Annotated in this window: 16 protein-coding genes; 14 read left to right on the top strand and 2 right to left on the bottom strand. The window is 52.8% G+C overall.

All coding sequences use genetic code 11. The annotated features are described in order from the left end of the window. The first annotated feature begins 9 nt into the window (after positions 1-9). Positions 10-753, top strand: coding sequence for a hypothetical protein (locus tag WC317_05790; protein ID MFA5339636.1), 744 nt, complete (start codon positions 10-12; stop codon positions 751-753). Further along, complete coding sequence (locus WC317_05785) at positions 729-1,535, top strand: sensor domain-containing diguanylate cyclase (protein ID MFA5339635.1); 807 nt, start codon at positions 729-731, stop codon at positions 1,533-1,535. Before WC317_05790 ends, WC317_05785 begins: the two co-directional genes overlap by 25 nt. On the opposite strand, the gene WC317_05780 is transcribed toward WC317_05785, so the two are convergent. Both WC317_05780 and pabB read right to left on the bottom strand, forming a co-directional pair. After that, positions 1,519-2,751, bottom strand: a complete 1,233-nt coding sequence (locus WC317_05780) for a competence/damage-inducible protein A (GenBank protein MFA5339634.1) — start codon at positions 2,749-2,751, stop codon at positions 1,519-1,521. The two genes, WC317_05785 and WC317_05780, sit on opposite strands and share 17 nt — an antisense overlap. A 16-nt stretch (positions 2,752-2,767) precedes the next feature. Continuing rightward, a complete protein-coding gene (gene pabB / locus WC317_05775) occupies positions 2,768-4,636 on the bottom strand; it encodes an aminodeoxychorismate synthase component I (GenBank protein ID MFA5339633.1) in 1,869 nt (622 codons plus the stop codon). Positions 4,637-4,727: 91 nt separating this feature from the next. Between pabB and WC317_05770 the strand changes: the two genes are divergently transcribed. From WC317_05770 to trpE, 12 genes are all read left to right on the top strand, one after another. Beyond that, on the top strand, positions 4,728-7,961 hold the full coding sequence (locus tag WC317_05770) for a discoidin domain-containing protein (GenBank protein MFA5339632.1): 3,234 nt from the start codon (positions 4,728-4,730) through the stop codon (positions 7,959-7,961). Between the two features lie 233 nt (positions 7,962-8,194). Beyond that, positions 8,195-9,235, top strand: a complete 1,041-nt coding sequence (gene recA, locus WC317_05765) for a recombinase RecA (GenBank protein MFA5339631.1) — start codon at positions 8,195-8,197, stop codon at positions 9,233-9,235. 22 nt (positions 9,236-9,257) lie between these two features. Continuing rightward, positions 9,258-10,697, top strand: a complete 1,440-nt coding sequence (locus WC317_05760; GenBank protein ID MFA5339630.1) for a Do family serine endopeptidase — start codon at positions 9,258-9,260, stop codon at positions 10,695-10,697. Continuing rightward, complete coding sequence (locus WC317_05755) at positions 10,615-11,190, top strand: regulatory protein RecX (GenBank protein ID MFA5339629.1); 576 nt, start codon at positions 10,615-10,617, stop codon at positions 11,188-11,190. The genes WC317_05760 and WC317_05755 overlap by 83 nt, the downstream gene beginning before the upstream one ends. Next, positions 11,165-13,831: an alanine--tRNA ligase gene (alaS, locus tag WC317_05750; GenBank protein MFA5339628.1), complete on the top strand. Its 2,667-nt coding sequence runs from the start codon at positions 11,165-11,167 to the stop codon at positions 13,829-13,831. The genes WC317_05755 and alaS overlap by 26 nt, the downstream gene beginning before the upstream one ends. Continuing rightward, a complete protein-coding gene (gene hisD / locus WC317_05745) occupies positions 13,828-15,051 on the top strand; it encodes a histidinol dehydrogenase (GenBank protein MFA5339627.1) in 1,224 nt (407 codons plus the stop codon). The genes alaS and hisD overlap by 4 nt, the downstream gene beginning before the upstream one ends. After that, on the top strand, positions 15,052-15,660 hold the full coding sequence (gene hisB / locus WC317_05740; protein MFA5339626.1) for an imidazoleglycerol-phosphate dehydratase HisB: 609 nt from the start codon (positions 15,052-15,054) through the stop codon (positions 15,658-15,660). After that, entirely contained in the window at positions 15,657-16,259 is a 603-nt protein-coding gene (hisH, locus tag WC317_05735) for an imidazole glycerol phosphate synthase subunit HisH (protein MFA5339625.1), read from the top strand. The genes hisB and hisH overlap by 4 nt, the downstream gene beginning before the upstream one ends. Then, complete coding sequence (gene hisA, locus WC317_05730) at positions 16,256-16,987, top strand: 1-(5-phosphoribosyl)-5-[(5-phosphoribosylamino)methylideneamino]imidazole-4-carboxamide isomerase (protein ID MFA5339624.1); 732 nt, start codon at positions 16,256-16,258, stop codon at positions 16,985-16,987. Before hisH ends, hisA begins: the two co-directional genes overlap by 4 nt. Next, entirely contained in the window at positions 16,969-17,724 is a 756-nt protein-coding gene (hisF, locus tag WC317_05725; protein ID MFA5339623.1) for an imidazole glycerol phosphate synthase subunit HisF, read from the top strand. Before hisA ends, hisF begins: the two co-directional genes overlap by 19 nt. Beyond that, entirely contained in the window at positions 17,721-18,110 is a 390-nt protein-coding gene (hisI, locus tag WC317_05720; protein ID MFA5339622.1) for a phosphoribosyl-AMP cyclohydrolase, read from the top strand. Before hisF ends, hisI begins: the two co-directional genes overlap by 4 nt. Then, positions 18,110-19,591 carry an anthranilate synthase component I gene (gene trpE, locus WC317_05715; GenBank protein ID MFA5339621.1) on the top strand — a complete coding sequence of 494 codons (1,482 nt, stop codon included), beginning with the start codon at positions 18,110-18,112 and terminating at the stop codon, positions 19,589-19,591. The genes hisI and trpE overlap by 1 nt, the downstream gene beginning before the upstream one ends. The last annotated feature ends 2 nt before the right edge of the window (positions 19,592-19,593 follow it).

Raw genomic sequence — 19,593 nt, 5'->3', positions numbered from 1 at the left:
ACGGGCGCGGTGGAAGAGAAGATCGGAAGAGAAAAATTACAAGATCACCTCAGGATCCTGCAGGATTCGGTAAGGGTATTTTTCCAGCTTGAGACCGGGCTGGACCAAACCCTCAAGGCGGGGCTTAAGTCTATCCTCGACGATATCGGTTTCGACGCCGTCTATATATTCCTCTACGAGGAGACGACGAACTCGCTGGAATGCTATCAGGCACGGATGAGGGGAAAGGGAATAATAGCCGGAGAGAGCAGGATACCCGTAAAGGAGGACGGCGGCGGGATCCTGGTCGATGTATTCCTCGGAAAGAGCGATTCCGCAATATGGGACGACGGCCTGCAGATATGCCTGCCGCTGATCACCGCGGATGACAAACTCGGGTTCCTTATGGCGGATAAACTGGCCAGCAAGAAGAAGATAACACCCGAAGAAAAAGATATGCTAAGCGACTACGCCAGGGAATTCAGCAGGGGTATAAGGCACATAAAGGTATTTCACGCCAATCTGCGGAAGATAAGCGTGCTACTGGCCCTCTCCAAGATAAGCGAGGCCATGGCGAGCACTCTGGAATTAAGTCACGTGCTTTCGATAATCCTCAAGAGCGCTGTCGAGGTGCTGCATTTCGACAGGGCAAAACTTTATTTAATAGACAAGGAAGAAAATATCTTGAAAGGAGTCGCCAGCGCCGATATCAGGAAAGTCGCCAGGCCCATAGAAATGGAACATTCCGGATCGAAAGAGGCGTTAACACGATAGTCGACAGCCTGTTCGATGAAGGGGCGCCCCAGGTTTCCGGGGCGCAGGGGACAGAGGGCATGTTCCTTTACGTCCCGCTGATGGTGAAGAACGCCAGGATAGGCGTTCTTGTGGTAGATAATATCTTCAGCCAGCAGCCTATAACAAAAGATGAGCGGGAGAGTATCGATATACTCGCGAACCAGGCGGCGATCACAATAGAAAAAGCGAGATTATACGAAGAGGTAAAAGAGCTTTCCATCCGCGACAGCCTCACCGGCCTCTATGTGCATAATTTTTTCCTCGCCCGCCTCGATGAAGAAGTAAAGAGGGCCGTAAGGTCCAAGGAGAAATTCGCCCTTATCATAATCGATATCGACGGGTTTAAGAGGTATAACGACCTCTATGGCCATCAGGCGGGCGACATGATAATAACCTCGTTGGCGGACATCCTAAAGGTGCATATACGTAATTTCGATGTCAAAGGCCGGCCCGTGGACGCTATAGGCAGGTACGGCGGGGATGAGTTTGTCGTCCTTCTCGCCAGGTCCGATACAGGCAATGCCGTCACCGTAGGAAAAAGGCTGAGGGAAGCGGTCAAGGCCAAAGAGATAAAGGTCGACGGTAAATCCGTCTCTTTCACCATAAGTATGGGCATCGCCGTCTATCCGGATGACGGCACGACACAGCAGCAGCTGTTCAAGAAGGCGGACGACGCCTTATACTGGGCAAAACAACACGGGAAGGACCAGGTCTGCCTTGTGAAGGATATAGGGAAGAAGGGCTCTACAGAGATCTTCTGAGAAGGTCGAGCGCCGCCTGCGAACTCCTGAATTTGATCATTTCCCGGTCGCCCCTGAAACGGAATACCTTCCAGATAGTCTTTCCAGGAATGGCGAGAGCTATATAGACAAGCCCGACCGGTTTTGCCTTTGTGGCGCCGCCGGGCCCGGCGATCCCTGTGACAGAAAGTCCTATATCCGCCCCTGAGATATCCCTGATATTTTTTGCCATTTCTACGGCAGTTTGGCGGCTCACCGCCCCGTATTTGGAAATTGTGCCGGGAGAGACGCATAGCTGGGATATCTTCGCGTCGTTCGAGTAAGCGACGACCCCCATCCTGAAATATCTCGAGCTTCCGGGGATATCGGTGATCCTGGTCGAGATAAGCCCGCCGGTGCAGGATTCGGCTATTGCGAGCGTTTTTGCATTTGCGGCCAGGATCTTTCCCACGGCGCCCTCAAGGGTCTCATTATCTCGGCCGAATACATAACCTTTCAGCCGCGCGGTGATCTTTTTGTCGATCCTGTCTATCAGGGTCTTCGCGGCCTTTTCATTTTTCGCCTTCGCCGTTATCTTTAGTTCTATCAGGGCCGGTTTTGCGTAGATGCCGACGGTGACCGGGGGAGGGCTTTCCAGCAGGTCTTTTACCTTCAGGTCGACGGCGGATTCCGGCAGGCCTGTCATCTTTATCGTGCGGATCCTTATTACCCGGTCCGTCCCGGCTTTTTTCCTTAAATAAGGCATCGCGTATCTTTCGAACATCGGATTGAGCTCGCGCGGCGGCCCGGGAAGGGCTATCAGCATCTTTCCGGCCTCCTCGACGATAAACCCCGGGGCCGTGCCTACGTTATTCGCGAGGACTTTCGCGCCTTCCGGGATATGGGCCTGCCTGAGGTTTCCGGAAGGCATATTCAGGCATTGGCTCCCGAAATGCGATTTTATTTTAGAGGCTATCGCCCTGTGAAAGATGAGTTTTTTCGGCATCGCGCGCGATATCGCCTCTAGGGTGATATCGTCTACGGTAGGGCCCAGCCCGCCGGTAGTTATCACGATATCCGAGCGGAGGAGCCCCTGCCGTATCGCGCGGGCCAAACGTTCCGGGTTATCCCCCACGGTGGACTGGTAATAGACGTCTACCCCGAGCTCGGCGAGTTTCAGCGAGAGCCACTGCTGGTTGGTGTTCAGTATCTGGCCGAGGAGGATCTCGGTACCTATAGAGATTATTTCGGCTTTCATGATGGTCTATTATAGGTTATGGGCAAGGAGAAGTCAATTTGACTTCAACGAGCCCGCGGACCGAGTTACAAAGGAATATCTTATCGGATCTACGCAGGTCATCCAAAAATATCCTCTTTTCCTTAACGCGTCCGCTTTCTATCAGATGGGACCTGAAAACACCTGGCAAAAGTCCGGAGGAGAGAGGGGGAGTGTAGCATCTCCCGTTTTTCTTTATTACCACGTTTGTTATGGCGCCTTCGGTCACTTCACCTTTTGAGTTAAGGAATATGACGTCGAGATATCCCTTTGCGCTGTAACGTCCGTATTCGGCGTCATAAAGTCCCCTGTTTGTCGTCTTATGGTAAAGGAAGACGTTGCCGGCATCGGTCCTGAATTTCGAGACCGCGGCAGTCCGCGAGGCTTGCTTGGTGTCCCGCTCGATCTCCGATGCCCCGGCCGTGACCCTGCCGTCTTTGTCCAGCAAAACCCTGACCTTGTAACGGGCATTTTTTTTAAAGGCCTTCCCGGTGTTTTTTAATATTCTTATTATCTTCACGCGGTCAAAAACGAACCCGAAATATGCGGCCGAATCGCGCATCCTTCCGAGATGCCGGTCCAGGAACTTGAATTTTCCATCCCATAGCATCGTCTCAATAAGCGAGAAAGGGCTGTGCCTTTCCGTGAGGAACCTGGCCTTTAAGACGCATTCGCGGTATTCCTCCTCAGGGTCAGAATCGACGGTTATTCCTCCGCCGACGCCCATCTCGCCTTTTAGGACCTTGTCCTTCCCGCGCGATATGGATATCGTCCTGATAGGCAGGTTAAAGACCGCTTTATTTCCGGGAAAGATGATGCCGAGCGCGCCGCAGTAGACCTTCCTGTCGGCTTTCTCGAGATCCTCTATTATCTGCATCGTCCTTATTTTGGGGGCGCCGGTAACAGACCCTCCCGGAAAGAGGCTCCTGAATATATCGAAATAGGTCACGCCCTCCCTTAAAACGCTTTTTATGGTCGAGGTCATCTGGAAGAGGGTATTGTATTTTTCTACGTCGAAGAGCGAAGATACCTTGACGCTGCCGGTCTTTGAGATCTTTCCCAGGTCGTTTCGTATCAGGTCGACGATCATCAGGTTCCCCGCGACTTCCTTGGCGTTGTGCTTAAGCTCTGATATCCTGCCGCGGTCCTCCTTCATATTCGCGCCTCTTCCGATCGTCCCTTTCATCGGCCTGGAGTATATGGTATTGCCGTCTCTCCTGAAGAAGAGTTCGGGGGAGAGCGAGAGGAGGTATCCTCCGCCCAGTTTACAGAAGGCGCCATACGGCACGTTCTGTTTTTCCTTGAGGTCCCGGTAAAAAGAAAAGGCGCTGCCCGAGAAACCGAAGGAATATTTCCCGGTAAGATTGACCTGGTAGGTGTCGCCGTTTTTTATATGCTTTTTTATCCGTGAGATCTTGCGGAAGTATGCAGGCTTCGTAAGGTTGAACCTGGGGTTATCGACGCGAAAATCGCGCCGGCCGGCCTCTTCCGTGAAAAGGCCGGGCACGCGGGGCGATAACTTTCCTGTCCTGTGGTCGAAGGTCATCATATCTTTGAATACACACAGGTGGATCAGCGGACGGGAAAAGGGGTCTTTCGGGGCGAAAGACGCTTTCTCGAAATAATATCCCAGTTCATACGAAAAATATCCGGCGAGAAAGTGTAACTTCGAATACTCCTCTATGCGCTCGAACGCCCGCTTGACGTCGCTGAACCCGTATACTTTTATGGTATCGACCGGGTCGAGGAGGATGTAGCTTTTCGAATTTTCGCCGTCAAAAAGGCTCGTCTCGAAGAGCATGAAACATTCCCGTTTTTCCAGGAAATCTTCATCAAAACGGGGAAGCCCGACGGGTGTTTTTGCCATATGGCAATGATAACACAAAATGGCTTGCATTGGGAGATATGTTAATGTATTATTGTATAACATTCAGGGGGATACAACTTTAGGAGGGAAGATGTCCGGTAAAAAGCTCGGTTTTGTCCTGGTTTTGTCGGTTCTTGCCTGTTTCAGCCAGTTTTCCCACGCCGCGGAATGGAAGGCATCCGCATCTTCAAGCGGAGAGAATCTCAATCCACAGTCCGCCATAGACAGCGACCCGTCTACCCGTTGGTCCAGCACGTTCGAAGACAACCAATGGTTGATCATCGACCTCGGCCAACCTACCGAGATAAAGAAGATAACTCTCACCTGGGAAGCCGCCTACGGGAGCGATTATAACATCCTCGTCTCCAACGATAAGACCTCATGGAAAAAAGTCTATGAAAAGAAGAACGGTTCCGGCGGGACCGAGATCATAAAGCTCACCCCGGTCAAAGCCCGTTACGTGAAGCTTGACCTTATCAAGCGGGCGACCAAATGGGGTTTCTCCTTTTTTGAGGTCGAATTTAACGCGCCTGACCCGATAAAGGCGAAGGCTACCGCCTCATCCGGCGACGCCGATTACAGCGCAGATAAGGCGATAGATGGGAATATGCAGTCGCGCTGGTCGAGCAAGTTCGAGGACAACCAGTGGTGGCAGGCCGAGTTCGACACCCCCCACAACATTTGCGGTGTCGTCCTTAAATGGGAGAACGCTTTTACCGAGATATATAATATAGAAGTTAAGGGCACCTCAGGCAACTGGAAGAAGGTATACGAGACCACCGAGGGCGACGGCAACACCGACATAATCTATTTTGAGCCGGTCGTAGCGACCGCGCTCAAGATAAACTGCATCCAGCGCGGCACCGGCTGGGGCAATTCCCTCTGGGAAGTGACTTTCCTCGACGGGGATAAGCCGCCGGTAGTTACCAGGAACGGCGCACAGACCGATATAAAACTGCCCGCAAGAATAAACCTGGGCGGGATCATCCTGAGATGGGATGAAAACTACCCTAAATCCTTTACCGTGGAGGCCTCGGCTGACGGACAGGCCTGGAATGAAGTATTCAAGACTGACAAGAATACGTCAAAAGACAACTGGATCTATTTCAAGGCCGGCCCTGTCAGGGAATTCAGGGTGAACTGCCTCGCATCGGCGACCGGGAAGGAATGCGTCCTGAAGAGTTTCGAGCCGAAGAGCGGCGAAGAGCAGGCGACGCCGATAAAGATCTACCAGTCGCTCGCGAAACAATCACCGCCCGGTTATTATCCGATGTGGCTGCGCAGGGCCCAGGAGTTCTGGACGGTTGTCGGCGCGCCGGATTCCAATGACGAAGGACTTTTGAGCGAGACGGGTAGCTTTGAGCCATATAAGGGCGGTTTCTCGGTCATGCCCTTTATCTACGACGGCAAGAAACTTTACACCGCTAATGACTGCAAAGTAACCCAGAGCCTGCTTGAAGATTACCTGCCGGTACCGACGGTAAAATGGGACCATAGCGATTGGACGCTTGAAGTTACGGCGATCTCGGCCGGCGGGTCGACGATGGAGGTCAGGTACAGGTTCAAGAATACCGGGAACAAGCCGTTCAGCGGGTTGTTCGACCTCGCGGTGAGGCCGGTTCAGTTGAATCCGATATGGCAGTACGGCGGTTTCAGCCCGATCAATAAGGTTGAATGCGCGCCTCCGAAACTCCTGATAAACGGCCAGGCTAAATTGGCCACGGGCACAGTTGGCGTTAAGATGGCAGCGGTGCCATTCTCTTCAGGAGATATCATCGATTTCATGGAAAAGGGCGGGTTGCCTGATTCCGCGTCCGCGCAAAGCAGCGAAGGGACAGCTTCGGCCGGGCTTTCTTATGAGCTCAAAGCCGCACCGGGCGAAACAAAGGATTTCATCATCCGGTTCCCGGGTGACGGGACGATCGCGGATTTCGATACCGAGCTCCAGAAACAGGCGGCCATGTGGGCCGGGTTTGAAAACCGCTTCACTATCAATATTCCCGAGAAACGCCTGATCGATGTCATGAAAACCAATATCGCCTACATCCTCATAAATAAGGACGGGCCGTGGATAAAGCCCGGCTCGCGCAATTACAGCCATTCATGGATGCGCGACGGTTGCCTGACGAGCGCGGCGCTCCTGAAGGTGGGCGTAGTTGAGCCGGTGAAGGAATGGCTCGACGCGTTCTCCTCAAAAGTCGCGGATAACGGGTTTGTCCCGTATATAATTTTCGAGGGAGGCAATGCCGTAGGCAATAATGATAACGGCTCGGGAGAAGGCGTCGAATGGGACGCGCAGGGAGAATATGTCTTCGCGGTCCGCAACTATGTGGACTATTCCGGGGATAAGGAATACCTTCCGAAGATCTATCCGAAGGTCGTAAAGGTCCTGGAATTCACCCGCAGCCTCCGCCGCCGCACTATGGGCACTGATTTTAAGACCGACCCTAAGAAACAGCCGTATTACGGGATACTTCCAAAATCAAACAGCCACGAAGGTTATTATCCCGCGATGACAAGCTACTGGGATGATTTCTTCGCGCTTAAAGGGTTCAAGGACGGGGTCTATCTCGCCAACCTTATGGGAGATAAGGCGAGCGCGGAATGGATGCAGAAGGAAGTAGACGATTTCCGCAAGTGCCTCTACGATTCGATAAAACTGGTAGCTGAGCGCGATAAGATTAATTATATCGCGGGATGCGTCGAGAAGGGAGACTTCGACTCGACCTCGACCGCCATCGCAATAGTTGCGGCCGGAGAATTGGAATACATGCCGAAGGACCTGCTGAAAAATACTTTCGACAGGTATTATAACGACGTCAGCAAAGGCATGGAGCCGGGCCACGAGAGGACATTCACTCCTTACGAGGTCCGCTCGGCGAACGCCTATTTCAGGATGGACCAGCGCGAACGCGGCCTCGCCATGCTAAGGTATTTTACGAAAGACTCGGTCAGGCCGTACGGCTGGAACCATATGGCTGAGGTCGTATACGCCAAACCGCGCACGCCTTCGTATATCGGCGATATGCCGCATACATGGGTCGGTTCGGGTTATATCGACGCGGTCCGGACGATGTTCGTCTATGATGATAACGGCAAGCTTATACTCGGCGAAGGACTGGCCGCGGAATGGTTTGACCAGGGTATCGAGGTCAAGGACCTGCCTACGCCCTACGGCAAGATCTGCTACGTGATAAAGAAAGAAGGCGATACCATTAAGTATTTCATCTACGGCACCGCCAAACCCCCCAAGGGCGTAAAATTCGTCCTGCCTACAGAGCTTAGAGGCCTCAAGATCGAGGAGATGAAAGCGAAGCAGGAATAACCGGTTTACAGTTTTAACCTACGGCGGCTATCATTTTATCTGGTAGCCGCCGTTTAAGTTACGACAAATCCCGCCCCCGATTTTACTTTACATAATAACCCCGGAATCGTATAATAAATACAACATTTTGGGGCCAACCTAAAGATTTTTGAAAGAAAATCCACTAAGGCTTCGTCTATTACTATAGGCGAAGTACCTTAACCGCATTTCAACATAATAGAGGAGAGAAGGATATGGTAAAGAAGGACGAAAAGGAAGTAAAAAGGGAAGAAAAAGAGGCGCAGAAGGAGCAGGGAGAGCGCACAAAGGCGCTCGAATTGGCGCTGGCGCACATTGAGAAGCAGTTTGGCAAGGGTTCCATAATGAAGCTGGGGCAAGAGACCCATGTGACCGTCGAATCTATCCCGACAGGCGCTCTTTCACTCGACCTGGCGATAGGCGTAGGCGGCATACCCAGGGGTCGCGTTGTTGAGATATACGGCCCGGAATCATCCGGCAAGACTACGCTCTCATTGAGCGTGATCGCCGAGGCGCAGAAGAAAGGCGGGACCGCCGCTTTCATCGACGCAGAACATGCGTTCGATTCCACATACGCGAAGAAGTTGGGTGTGAACCTCGACGATCTTTTAATATCCCAGCCGGATTCCGGAGAGCAGGCGCTTGAGATCTGCGAGACGCTGGTAAAGTCCAGCGCGGTCGACGTTGTCGTCATCGATTCGGTCGCAGCGTTAGTTCCCCGCGCCGAGATCGAAGGCGAGATGGGCGATTCACACGTAGGCTTGCAGGCGAGGCTGATGTCACAGGCGCTGCGCAAGCTGACGTCCTCGATAAGCAAATCCAAGACCTCGGTCATATTCATCAACCAGATCCGCGAGAAGATAGGCGTTATGTTCGGAAATCCCGAGACGACGCCGGGCGGCCGGGCGCTCAAATTTTACGCGTCGGTCAGGCTCGATATAAGGAGGATTGAGAACATAAAGATCAACGACCAGTCTGTCGGAAGCCACGTCAGGGTAAAGGTGGTCAAGAACAAGGTCGCCCCGCCGTTCCGCCAGGCAGAGTTCGATATAATCTACAACGAAGGCATTTCAAGGACCGGCGATATCATAGACCTCGCCGCGAACCTCGGCGTCGTCGAGAAATCAGGATCCTGGCTTATTTACAACGGCGAGAAACTCGGCCAGGGCAGGGAGAACGCCAAGGTCTTCCTTAAGGAAAACCCAAAAGTCCTCCACGAACTGGAAAAGAAGATAAAAGAAAAAACCATCGCGTAAACATCAGAAGGGGGGAATCTAAATGTTTAAGCGGTTCGTATTTGTATCGGTATTTACGGTACTTGTATTCGGTTTGAACGGCCTGGCATCGGCTAACCCGCAGGACTTAAGCGTCGCAAAAGCTCTTGAAAATACTTTCGGAGAAGTAGCTGATAAGGCAGGCGTGGCAGTCGTCTCCATCTCGACGGTCCATACGGCGAAGATGGGCGGCGCTCAGGTCCCGATGGGAAACGATGAGATGTTCCGCCAATTTTTCAAGGACTTCTTTGGCGACATTCCCGAACGCGAGTTCCAGCAGCGCGGCCTCGGCTCAGGCTTCATAATCGACGCGGACGGTTTCATCCTCACAAACCAGCATGTAATCGACGGCGCCGATAAGATAGAGGTCACGTTATCCGACGGCAGGAAGTTCCCGGCGAAGGTAAAGGGGCAGGACGAGAGGGCGGACCTGGCAGTATTGAAGATAAACGCCAAGAACCTTAAGGCCCTCGAGCTGGACGATTCAGACAATGTTAAGATCGGTCAATTCGCGATAGCGGTCGGCAATCCCTTCGGCATAGCCAATAAACCGACGGTAACGGTAGGGGTAATAAGCGCGCTTAACCGTTCTTTGCCGCGTTCACGCGGGGACAAGGATTATTCCGACCTGCTGCAGACCGACGCGGCGATAAATCCGGGTAATAGCGGAGGTCCGCTGGTTGATATCGAGGGGAAGGTAATAGGGATAAATGTCGCGATAATATCCACGACAGGCGGATACCAGGGCATTGGATTCGCTATCCCGATAAATACGGCGAAACGCGTCTTAAGCGACCTCATCTCAGGCAGGAAGGTGCTTTACGGCTGGCTCGGCGTGAACGTGCAGGACCTCGATGAGGACCTTGCTAAACAGTTCGGCCTTACCGAGACGAATGGCGTCCTGGTCGCCAGGACTTTGGCCGGCAGCCCCGCCGAGAAGGGCAAGATGAAGAGCGGGGATATCATCAAATCTTTCGACGGCAAACCGGTCGAAAATGTACGAGAGCTGTTAAAGCTCGTAGGAAGGGCACCGATCGGAAAGAAAGTAAAGGTTGTTGTCCTCAGGGACAAGAGAGATGCCGCGCTTGATATAGAGATCGCGCAGAGGCCGGAAGAGCTCAAGGAATATGCCGAAGCAGAATTGGGCAACTGGCGCGGGTTAGAAGCCAAGGAGTTGACGCCGGCTATCTCACAAAAATACAAGGTCACGGAAAAGGGCGGTGTGGTCGTCACGAATGTAGAGCCGGGCAGCCCGGCCGATGAGGCAGGCCTCAGGCGCGGCGACGTTATCCTGGAGATAAATAAGAAACCGGTAAAGAACATGAAAGACTACGATGAGACGCTAAAATCGGCAAAGGGCGATGTTCTTATCCTCACCTCGCGCGGATACGGCGTGGTCAAAGAAGAAGCAAAAGAGGAACAAAAAGATAACGGAAAAAAATAAAGTCGAAATAGACGAAGAGGTTTTGCAGAAGGCGAAGGCGGATGCCTCAAGGCTATTGAGGTTCCGCCCTCGCAGCGTCAAGGAGATGGCGCAGCGGCTCAAGCAAAAAGGCCATCGGGGTTTCGTGATCGCCCGGGTCATAGACGAGTTGATAGAAAAAAAGTCGCTGGACGACAGGGTCTTCTGCAGGCTTTGGATCGGCGACAGGATGCATATCAAGCCGGCAGGCAGGAACCTCATCACCAGAGAGCTTAAAGCCAAGGGCGTGGATGATGAGACCATCGGCGCGGCATTCGGCGAACTAAACGGCTCGTTCAACGAATATGAGATAGCGATGCCTCTGGTGCGCGGGAAGATGGCGCACATGAAAGGGATCGAAAAAGAGAAGGCGAAGAAGAAGCTCCTCGATTTCCTGGGCAGGCGCGGGTTCTCCTATAACACGATATGGAAGATAATCAAAGAAAATTATGACTACGGACCAACTGAGGAGTAAATTCCTCTCATTTTTCGCTTCGAAAGGCCATCCTGTCATCCCGTCAGACTCGTTAGTCCCGAAGGACGATCCGTCGCTGCTATTTACCGGCGCTGGGATGAACCAGTTCAAGGATTATTTCCTCGGAAACCGCAAAGATATGAAACGGGCGGCGAGCTGCCAGAAGTGCCTTAGGACCGGCGACCTCGATAATGTCGGCAAGACCCCGTCGCACCATTCCTTCTTCGAAATGCTCGGCAATTTCTCTTTCGGCGATTACTTCAAGGAAGAGGCGATAGCGTGGGCCTGGGAATTCCTTACAAAAGAGCTCGGGATGAAAGAGAAGGACCTCTGGGTGTCGGTCTATAAGGATGACGACGAGGCCTATAAGATATGGTCGGAGAAGATAAAAGTCCCAAAAGAAAAGATCACGAGATTCGGCGCGCATGATAATTTCTGGCCGGCGAACGCGCCTGAGGACGGGCCGAACGGGCCGTGCGGCCCATGTTCCGAGATATATGTCGACCGGGGCGAGAAGTACGGCTGCGGGGACCCCAAGTGCGGCCCGGGCTGCGGCAAGTGCAAGAGATACGTGGAGGTATGGAACCTCGTATTCACGCAGTTCAACCGCGTAGGGGTGAACAAGCTCGAGCCGCTGCCCAGTAAAAATATAGACACAGGCATGGGGCTTGAGCGCCTGGCATCTGTCATACAGGGTGTTGCGACAAATTTCGAGACGGATATCTTTAAGCCGATAGTCGATGAGATAGATCAGTTGATAGATGACCCGGAAAAAAAGAACAACGCTAAGGCCGACAAGAAAGGGGTAGGCCACAGGAACGCGATCGCCGACCATATACGGGCTGCGGTATTCTGTGTCGCCGACGGGGTTCTGCCGGCGAATACCGGCAGGGGATATGTCTTAAAGACGCTGATACGCCGTTCGCTGGTCCACGGAAAATTCCTCGGTTTCGATAAGCCGTTCTTATACAAGCTGGTCGATCCGGTCGTGAGGGCGATGAAGGGCGGTTACCCGGAGATCGGCTCGCGGCGCGAGAATATCAGCGTCATTATAAAATCCGAAGAGGAGAAATTCTTCCAGATAAGCGAAGACGTGAGGGTAGACCTCGAGAATTTGGCCGCCTTGTTAAAGGCCGGAAAGAAAGACACAATACCGGGGGAGAAGGTATTTTATTTCCATGATACCCGCGGACTGCCGATAGACCTGATAAAAGAATTCGCGGCGGGAGAGGGGATGAAACTCGACCTCGGAGGCTACGAGCGGCTGATGGAAGAGCAGCGCAAAAAGTCCCGGGGCGCGACAAAACTCTCCGGAGACATATTTGCGGAGACGCTGACAGCCGCGGTCTTGGGCTCCGGCGTAAGATCGGAATTCATAGGATACGATAAATTAGAATCCAGCGCGGACATAAAAGCCATAATAATAGATAACAAATCGGTCAATGAAGTGGCCGGTCCTTCGGAGTTCGCTGTCATACTAGATGTTACGCCTTTTTACGGTGAGACCGGCGGCCAGGTCGGTGACACAGGGGTACTCGAAAACAATGATTTTAAGGCCGATGTTGTAGATACAAAACTGATAGAAAAGATCCCTGTGCATATCTGCAGGCTCGAAAAAGGGCGCGTAAAGACGGGCGACAAGGTCAATGCGAAGGTCGACATCCACCGCCGGATGGCCATTGCCAGGCACCATACGGCCACGCATTTATTGCAGGCGGCGTTAAGGAAAGTGCTTGGGGCACATGTCAACCAGTCGGGTTCTCTCGTCGCGCCGGAGAGGTTGAGGTTCGACTTCACGCATTTCAAGGGTCTGACCGGGGAAGAGCTTGAGGCGGCCGAGAGCCTGGTAAATGATTATATCAGGCGCAACGCTCCGCTCAAGGTAAAAGAGATGGACCTTGAGGAAGCAAAGAAGTCCGGAGCGACCGCCTTATTCGGCGAAAAATATGACATGAAGGTGCGCGTAGTGAGCGTCGAGGATATCTCCAGGGAATTGTGCGGAGGGACGCACCTGAACGCCACCGGCGAGATAGGGCTATTCAAGATTACCGGCGAGTCGTCTGTCGCGGCGGGGATACGCAGGATAGAGGCGATCGCGGGAGAAGCCGCTTACAATAAAATAAAGGAATCCGAAAGCGGCCTGAAGGCCGTGGCAGAGATGCTGAAGATAAAACCGGAAGACCTGCCGGCGCAGATAGAAAAGCTCGCAAACCGGGTAAAAGACCTCGAAAAGAGGCTCAAGAATTACGAGGCGTCCAACATTTCGGAGAAGGCGAAAGACCTTGTTTCGAAGAAGGAATTATTGGATAATAGCATCACTCTTATCGCGAGGAGGATGGATGGCTGCGCTCCCGATACTCTCGTGAGCCTAACCGACGCCATAAAGACTGTCCTGAAAGAGAAAGCAGTATCTATATTGCTCGGCGCGTATGATGAAAAGGCTTTTATAGTCGTAGGCATGTCCCAGGACCTGGCCAAGTCAGGACTCGATTCGCGCGCCGTCATTAAATATATATCAAAGATAATCTTAGGCGGCGGCGGGGGAAGGCCAGACCTTGCCCAGGCCGGAGGCAAGGATATCTCAAAGCTTGATGAGGCACTGAAGGCCGGCATCGCGGCGGTAAAGGAACTTAAAATATGAAAGTAATAAAGCTTTACAGCAAGGAATTCGAGAAACTCTGCAACCGGTATAGCAACCGCAAGAAACGCGTCACCGAGTGCGTCAGCAGGATAATAGAGGACGTCAAGGCGAACGGCGACGACGCGGTCATAAAGTACACGCGCAAGTTCGACAAGGTAAAACTCTCGGCCAGGCAGCTAAGGGTCACCGAGAGCGAAGCGAGCGGCGCGTTCCAGGATATCGACTCCGAATTCATATCCGAACTCAAGAATATCATCGATAACGTCACTAAATTTTATAAGAAACAGTTTAAAGGCAAGAAGTCGTGGAGGATAGTCGACGGCGACGGCGTAGTGCTCGGCGAGAAATATGCGCCTATCGAAAGGGTCGGTATATACGTCCCGGCCGGCACAGCCCCGCTCATATCTACGGTATATATGACAGTCCTGCCGGCGCAGGTGGCCGGCGTGAAATCCATCGTCCTCTGCACGCCCCCGAACCAGTATCAAAGCATCGACCCGCACATACTGGCGGTCGCGAACCTGCTCAAGGTCGACGAGATCTATAAGGTTGGCGGCGCCCAGGCGATAGCCGCGCTCGCTTTCGGCACGAAGACTATCCCGAAAGTGGATAAGATAGTCGGGCCGGGAAACGATTACGTCACCGAGGCGAAGCGTCAGGTCTTCGGTTATGTCGATATAGACATGATAGCCGGCCCGTCCGAGGTGGTCATACTCGCGAACAGGTCGACGAACCCGCTCTTCGCGATAAAGGACCTTGAGGCGCAGAGCGAGCACTTCAAAGGCCTGCCGATACTGGTCACGACATCGAAGCCGCTCGCGAAGACGCTCAAGAAAGAGGTCGCGAACGGTTATATAATCCTGGCGAAGAACCTCGATGAGGCGTGCGATATAGTCAACCGCCTCGCGCCGGAGCACTTACAGATAATGGTAAAGAACCCGCAGAAGTGGCTTAAGAAGATAAATAACGCGGGGGCCATATTCCTGGGCCAATATTCACCCACTGCTATAGGGGATTATGTTGCAGGGCCGAGCCATGTCCTGCCTACGAGCGGGACAGCAAGGTTCTTCTCAGGCCTCGGCGTGGAGGACTTCGTGAAGTCATCCCACATCATATCGTATTCTAAGAAAGCGCTGGAGAAGGCAAAGAAGTCGATTGAGAAGATATCGAAGCTCGAGGGGCTGAATAAGCACATGGAATCCATCAAAGTGAGGTTCTAGATGAAAAAAAGGACCGTAAAACACCGCAGGAAGACGACAGAGACGGACGTGAAAATAGAGCTCAACATCGACGGGAGCGGCAAATTCCGCGTCTATACCGGAGTCGGGTTCCTCGACCACATGCTTACTCTGTTCGCCAGGCACGGTTGTTTCGACCTTAAGATCCTCGCGAAGGGCGACCTCAAAGTGGATATCCATCACACGAACGAAGACGTGGGTATAGCGCTCGGCGAGGCCTTCGCTAAGGCTCTCGGGAAGAAAAAAGGCATCCGCAGGTTCGGCTCGATGAACGTCGCGGTTCCTATGGAAGAGGCCCTCGCCCGCATCGCCCTGGACATAAGCGGCAGGCCTTCGCTTTATATGCGGTGCGTGGGGAAACCCGTACCGCCGACATATATCGACAGGCAGGGATATTCCCTTAACAGCGCTAAACAATTCCTTGAGGCGTTTGTCAGGAACGCGGGCATAAATCTGCATATAGAGTACCGCGGCGAGGACCTTCATCATGTCCTCGAGGCGATATTCAAGGCTTTAGGCCGGGCCATGTGCGACGCGACAAGGTTGGACCCGCGCATCAAAGGGGTCCCGTCTACAAAAGGGAAATTATGATCGTCGTAGTCGATTACGGTATGGGCAACCTCCGCAGCGTCTCCAAGGCATTGGAAAAGGCCGGGGCCCGTGTAAAAGTTTCAAACAAACCCCGTGATATCCTGCGAGCCGATAAAGTGATCGTGCCCGGGGTCGGCGCATTCAAAGACGCTATGGCGGAGCTTAAGTCGCGCCGCCTGATAGAGCCTATAAAGGAATTTACCGGAAGAGGAAAGCCCTTTCTGGGCCTGTGCCTGGGGCTCCAGCTTATATTTTCCAAGAGCGAAGAAGGCGGTATAAGCAAAGGCCTGGACCTTTTAAAAGGCAAGGTCGTAAAGTTCAGGTCGAAGAGATTGAAGATACCGCATATGGGATGGAACCAATTAACGATAAAAGGGAATTGCCCGCTGCTTAAAGGCGTGCCCGAAGGCTCATATTTCTACTTCGTCCACTCTTATTACGCGGTCCCGGCGGATAAAGGATGCGTCGCGGCCTGGACAGGCTACGGCGTCAAATTCCCGTCGGTGGTCTGTTCGGATAATATTTACGCGACCCAGTTCCACCCCGAGAAGAGCCAGGAGCTGGGCCTGAAGATACTGAGGAATTTCGTAAAGCTATGATAGTAATACCTGCGGTAGACATAAGAGGAGGAAAGGTCGTAAGGCTTTTCAGGGGGGATTTTTCCAAGGAGACGGTCTATTCGGCCGACCCGGTCAAGATGGCGCTCAGGTGGCAGAGCGAAGGAGCCAAGCGCCTCCATTTAGTCGACCTCGACGGCGCGCTCGAGGGAAAATTAAAGAACCTCGACTGGATACGCAAGATCACCGCCTCGATCGATATCCCGGTTGAAGTCGGCGGCGGCATAAGGACCGAGGCAGACCTCCAAACGATAATCAGGGCCGGCGCCTCATACGCCATACTCGGCACCAAGGCCTGCGAGGACGAGGAGTTCCTTAAAAAAGCTGTGGACAAATACAAGGATAAAATAATCGTAAGCCTCGACGTAAAAGACGGGTTTCTTCAGACGAAAGGATGGGTCAACCCGACCGATATAAAAGCGGCTGATTTCGCGAAAAGGATAAAGACGCTCGGCGTGCAGGCGGTCGAATATACGGACATCTCGCGGGACGGCACGCTCCAGGGGCCGGGTTTCGCGAATATCCTGGACTTCATAAGCAAGGTAAAGATGGATATGATCGTCTCCGGCGGAATCTCGAGCCTCGCCGACCTGAGGATCCTGAAGGAATATAACAAAAAAGAGATAATCGGAATAATAGTCGGCCGCGCGATCTATGACGGAAAGATCATGCTCAGGGAAGCAAACAAGATATGTTCACAAAAAGGATAATACCCTGCCTCGACGTAAAGGACGGGCGTGTCGTAAAGGGCGTGAAATTCCTGAACCTGCGCGACGCGGGAGACCCGGTCACGAACGCGTCATTTTATGAAAAAGAGGGCGCTGACGAGCTGGTCTTCCTAGATATAACCGCCAGTTACGAGGACAGGGATATCATGCTCGAGGTCGTGAGGCGGACGGCTGAGAAGGTCTTTATGCCGCTTACCGTCGGCGGCGGGATAAGGAATATCGCCGACATACGCAACCTGTTAAAAGCCGGGGCGGATAAAGTCTCGATAAACACGGCAGCGGTGAATGATCCCGGGTTCATCTCCGGATCGTCCGGCAGGTTCGGCGACCAGTGTATAGTTGTCGCGATAGACGCGAAGCGCAAGGGAAAGAGCTGGGAAGTTTACACCCACGGCGGAAGGACGCCCACGGGAAAGGACGCCATCAAGTGGGCGAGAGAGGCCGAGAGGCGCGGCGCAGGCGAAATACTGTTGACCTCAATGGACCGCGACGGGACAAAGATCGGCTATGACCTGGAGCTCACCCGAGCCATATCCGGGGCGGTAGGAATACCCGTGATAGCCTCCGGCGGCGCGGGCACGCTCGAAGACCTTTACGACGGATTGACGAAGGGAAAGGCGGACGCGGTACTGGCCGCGTCGATATTCCATTTTAAGGAGTTTTCGATAAAGGAAGCCAAGCAATTCTTAAATAAAAAGGGAGTCGCTGTCAGGCTATGAATAAATTCATCTCCGGATTGAAATTCGACGGGAACGGGCTTATACCGGCCGTCATACAGGACTACAAGAATAACGAGGTACTCATGGTGGCTTACATGAATGACGTCGCCGTGAAGAAGACTATAGAGACGAAGAGGGCGCATTTCTATTCGCGGTCGAGAAAGAAATTGTGGTTGAAGGGCGAATCGTCCGGCCATGTCCAGAAAGTAAAGGAGATAAGGTTCGATTGCGACGCAGACTGCCTTCTCGTCAAGGTCGAACAGGTAGGCGGGGCCTGCCATACGGGCTACCGTTCGTGTTTTTACCGCAAGTTAAAAGACGGGAAAGGGAATACCGCCGTATCCGGAAAGAAGATATTCGACCCGGATAAGGTCTATAAAAAATAATGAGCTACGCACCTTCAAAAGAGGAATTTATAAGGCTTGCAAAGAAAGGCAACCTGATACCCGTCTTTAAGGATATCACCGCGGACCTCGGGACGCCTGTCTCGGCTTTCATGAAGATCGACAAGAGCGATTATTCGTTCCTGCTTGAATCGGTCGAGGGCGGGGAGAAGATAGCGAGGTTTTCGTTCCTTGGTTCCGGCCCGTCCCTGGTATTCAAGAGCAAGGGACGCAATATAGAGATAATCGAGAACGGGAAAACGAAACGGTTTGCCGCATCCGGCGACCCTCTCGCGGAGATGAAGAAGATCCTTGAGAGGTATAAATTTGTCCATACAGCCGGCCTCCCGCGTTTCTGCGGCGGGCTTGTCGGTTTCATGGGTTACGATATGGTGAGGTTTTTCGAGGAACTGCCTTCCAAAAATCCCGACGAGCTGAAGGTCCCTGATTCGGTCTTTCTCCTGACCGACACGATACTGATATTCGACCACGTTAAACATAAGATAAAGGTCGTATCTAACGCGCACATCGAAGGGGATCCCTCAAAGGCATACGGTAAGGCCATAAAAAAGATCGATAACCTGGTAAAGCTCCTGGACGCCCCGCTCGCCGTCAAGACAAACAGGACCGCGAAACCCAAAAATTTCCATCTGGATGTAAGATCAAATTTTACAAAGCCGGGATTTATCTCTATTGTTAAAAAAGCGAAGAGCTATATCAGGATAGGCGACATAATCCAGGCAGTCCCCTCCCAGAGGTTCAGCGCGAAAATAACCTCCTCGGGAATCGACCTCTACCGCGCGCTGCGGATGATAAATCCCTCTCCTTACATGTATTATCTCAAGTTAGGGGACCTGTCGCTGGTCGGCGCTTCGCCCGAGCTTATGGTAAGGAGCGAGGACGGGATAGTCAAACTGAGGCCGATAGCCGGCACAAGGCCCAGGGGCAGGGACGAAGAGGAAGAGAAACGGCTTGAAAAAAACCTCCTCTCCAGCGTGAAGGAGAGGGCGGAGCATATAATGCTCGTCGACCTCGGCCGCAACGATATCGGCCGCGTCTGCAGGTACGGGACGGTAAAGGTCTCAGAGCTTATGGTCATCGAGAAATATTCCCATGTGATGCACATAGTCAGCGAATGCACCGGGAAACTCAAACCCAATAAGGATATGTTTGACGTGATAAGGGCGACCTTCCCTGCCGGGACTGTCTCAGGCGCGCCGAAGGTCAGGGCGATGGAGATAATAGAGGAACTGGAGAATACGCGGCGCGGCCCGTATGCAGGGCTTGTCGGGTATTTCAGTTTTTCCGGGAATACCGACACCTGCATAAATATCAGGACGATCGTAAAAAAGGGCAACAATGCCTATGTCCAGGCCGGAGGCGGGATAGTCGCGGATTCGGACCCGGAAAAGGAATACCAGGAAACGGTAAATAAAGCCAGGGCGACCATGAAGGCGATCGAGGCCGCCGAAAAAGGGATTTAATG

Source organism: Candidatus Omnitrophota bacterium (assembly GCA_041653595.1).
Lineage (GTDB): Bacteria > Omnitrophota > Gorgyraeia > Pluralincolimonadales > Pluralincolimonadaceae > Pluralincolimonas.
The sequence above is the reverse complement of the archived record's forward strand: the minus strand, read 5'-3'. Positions and strand labels throughout refer to the sequence as shown.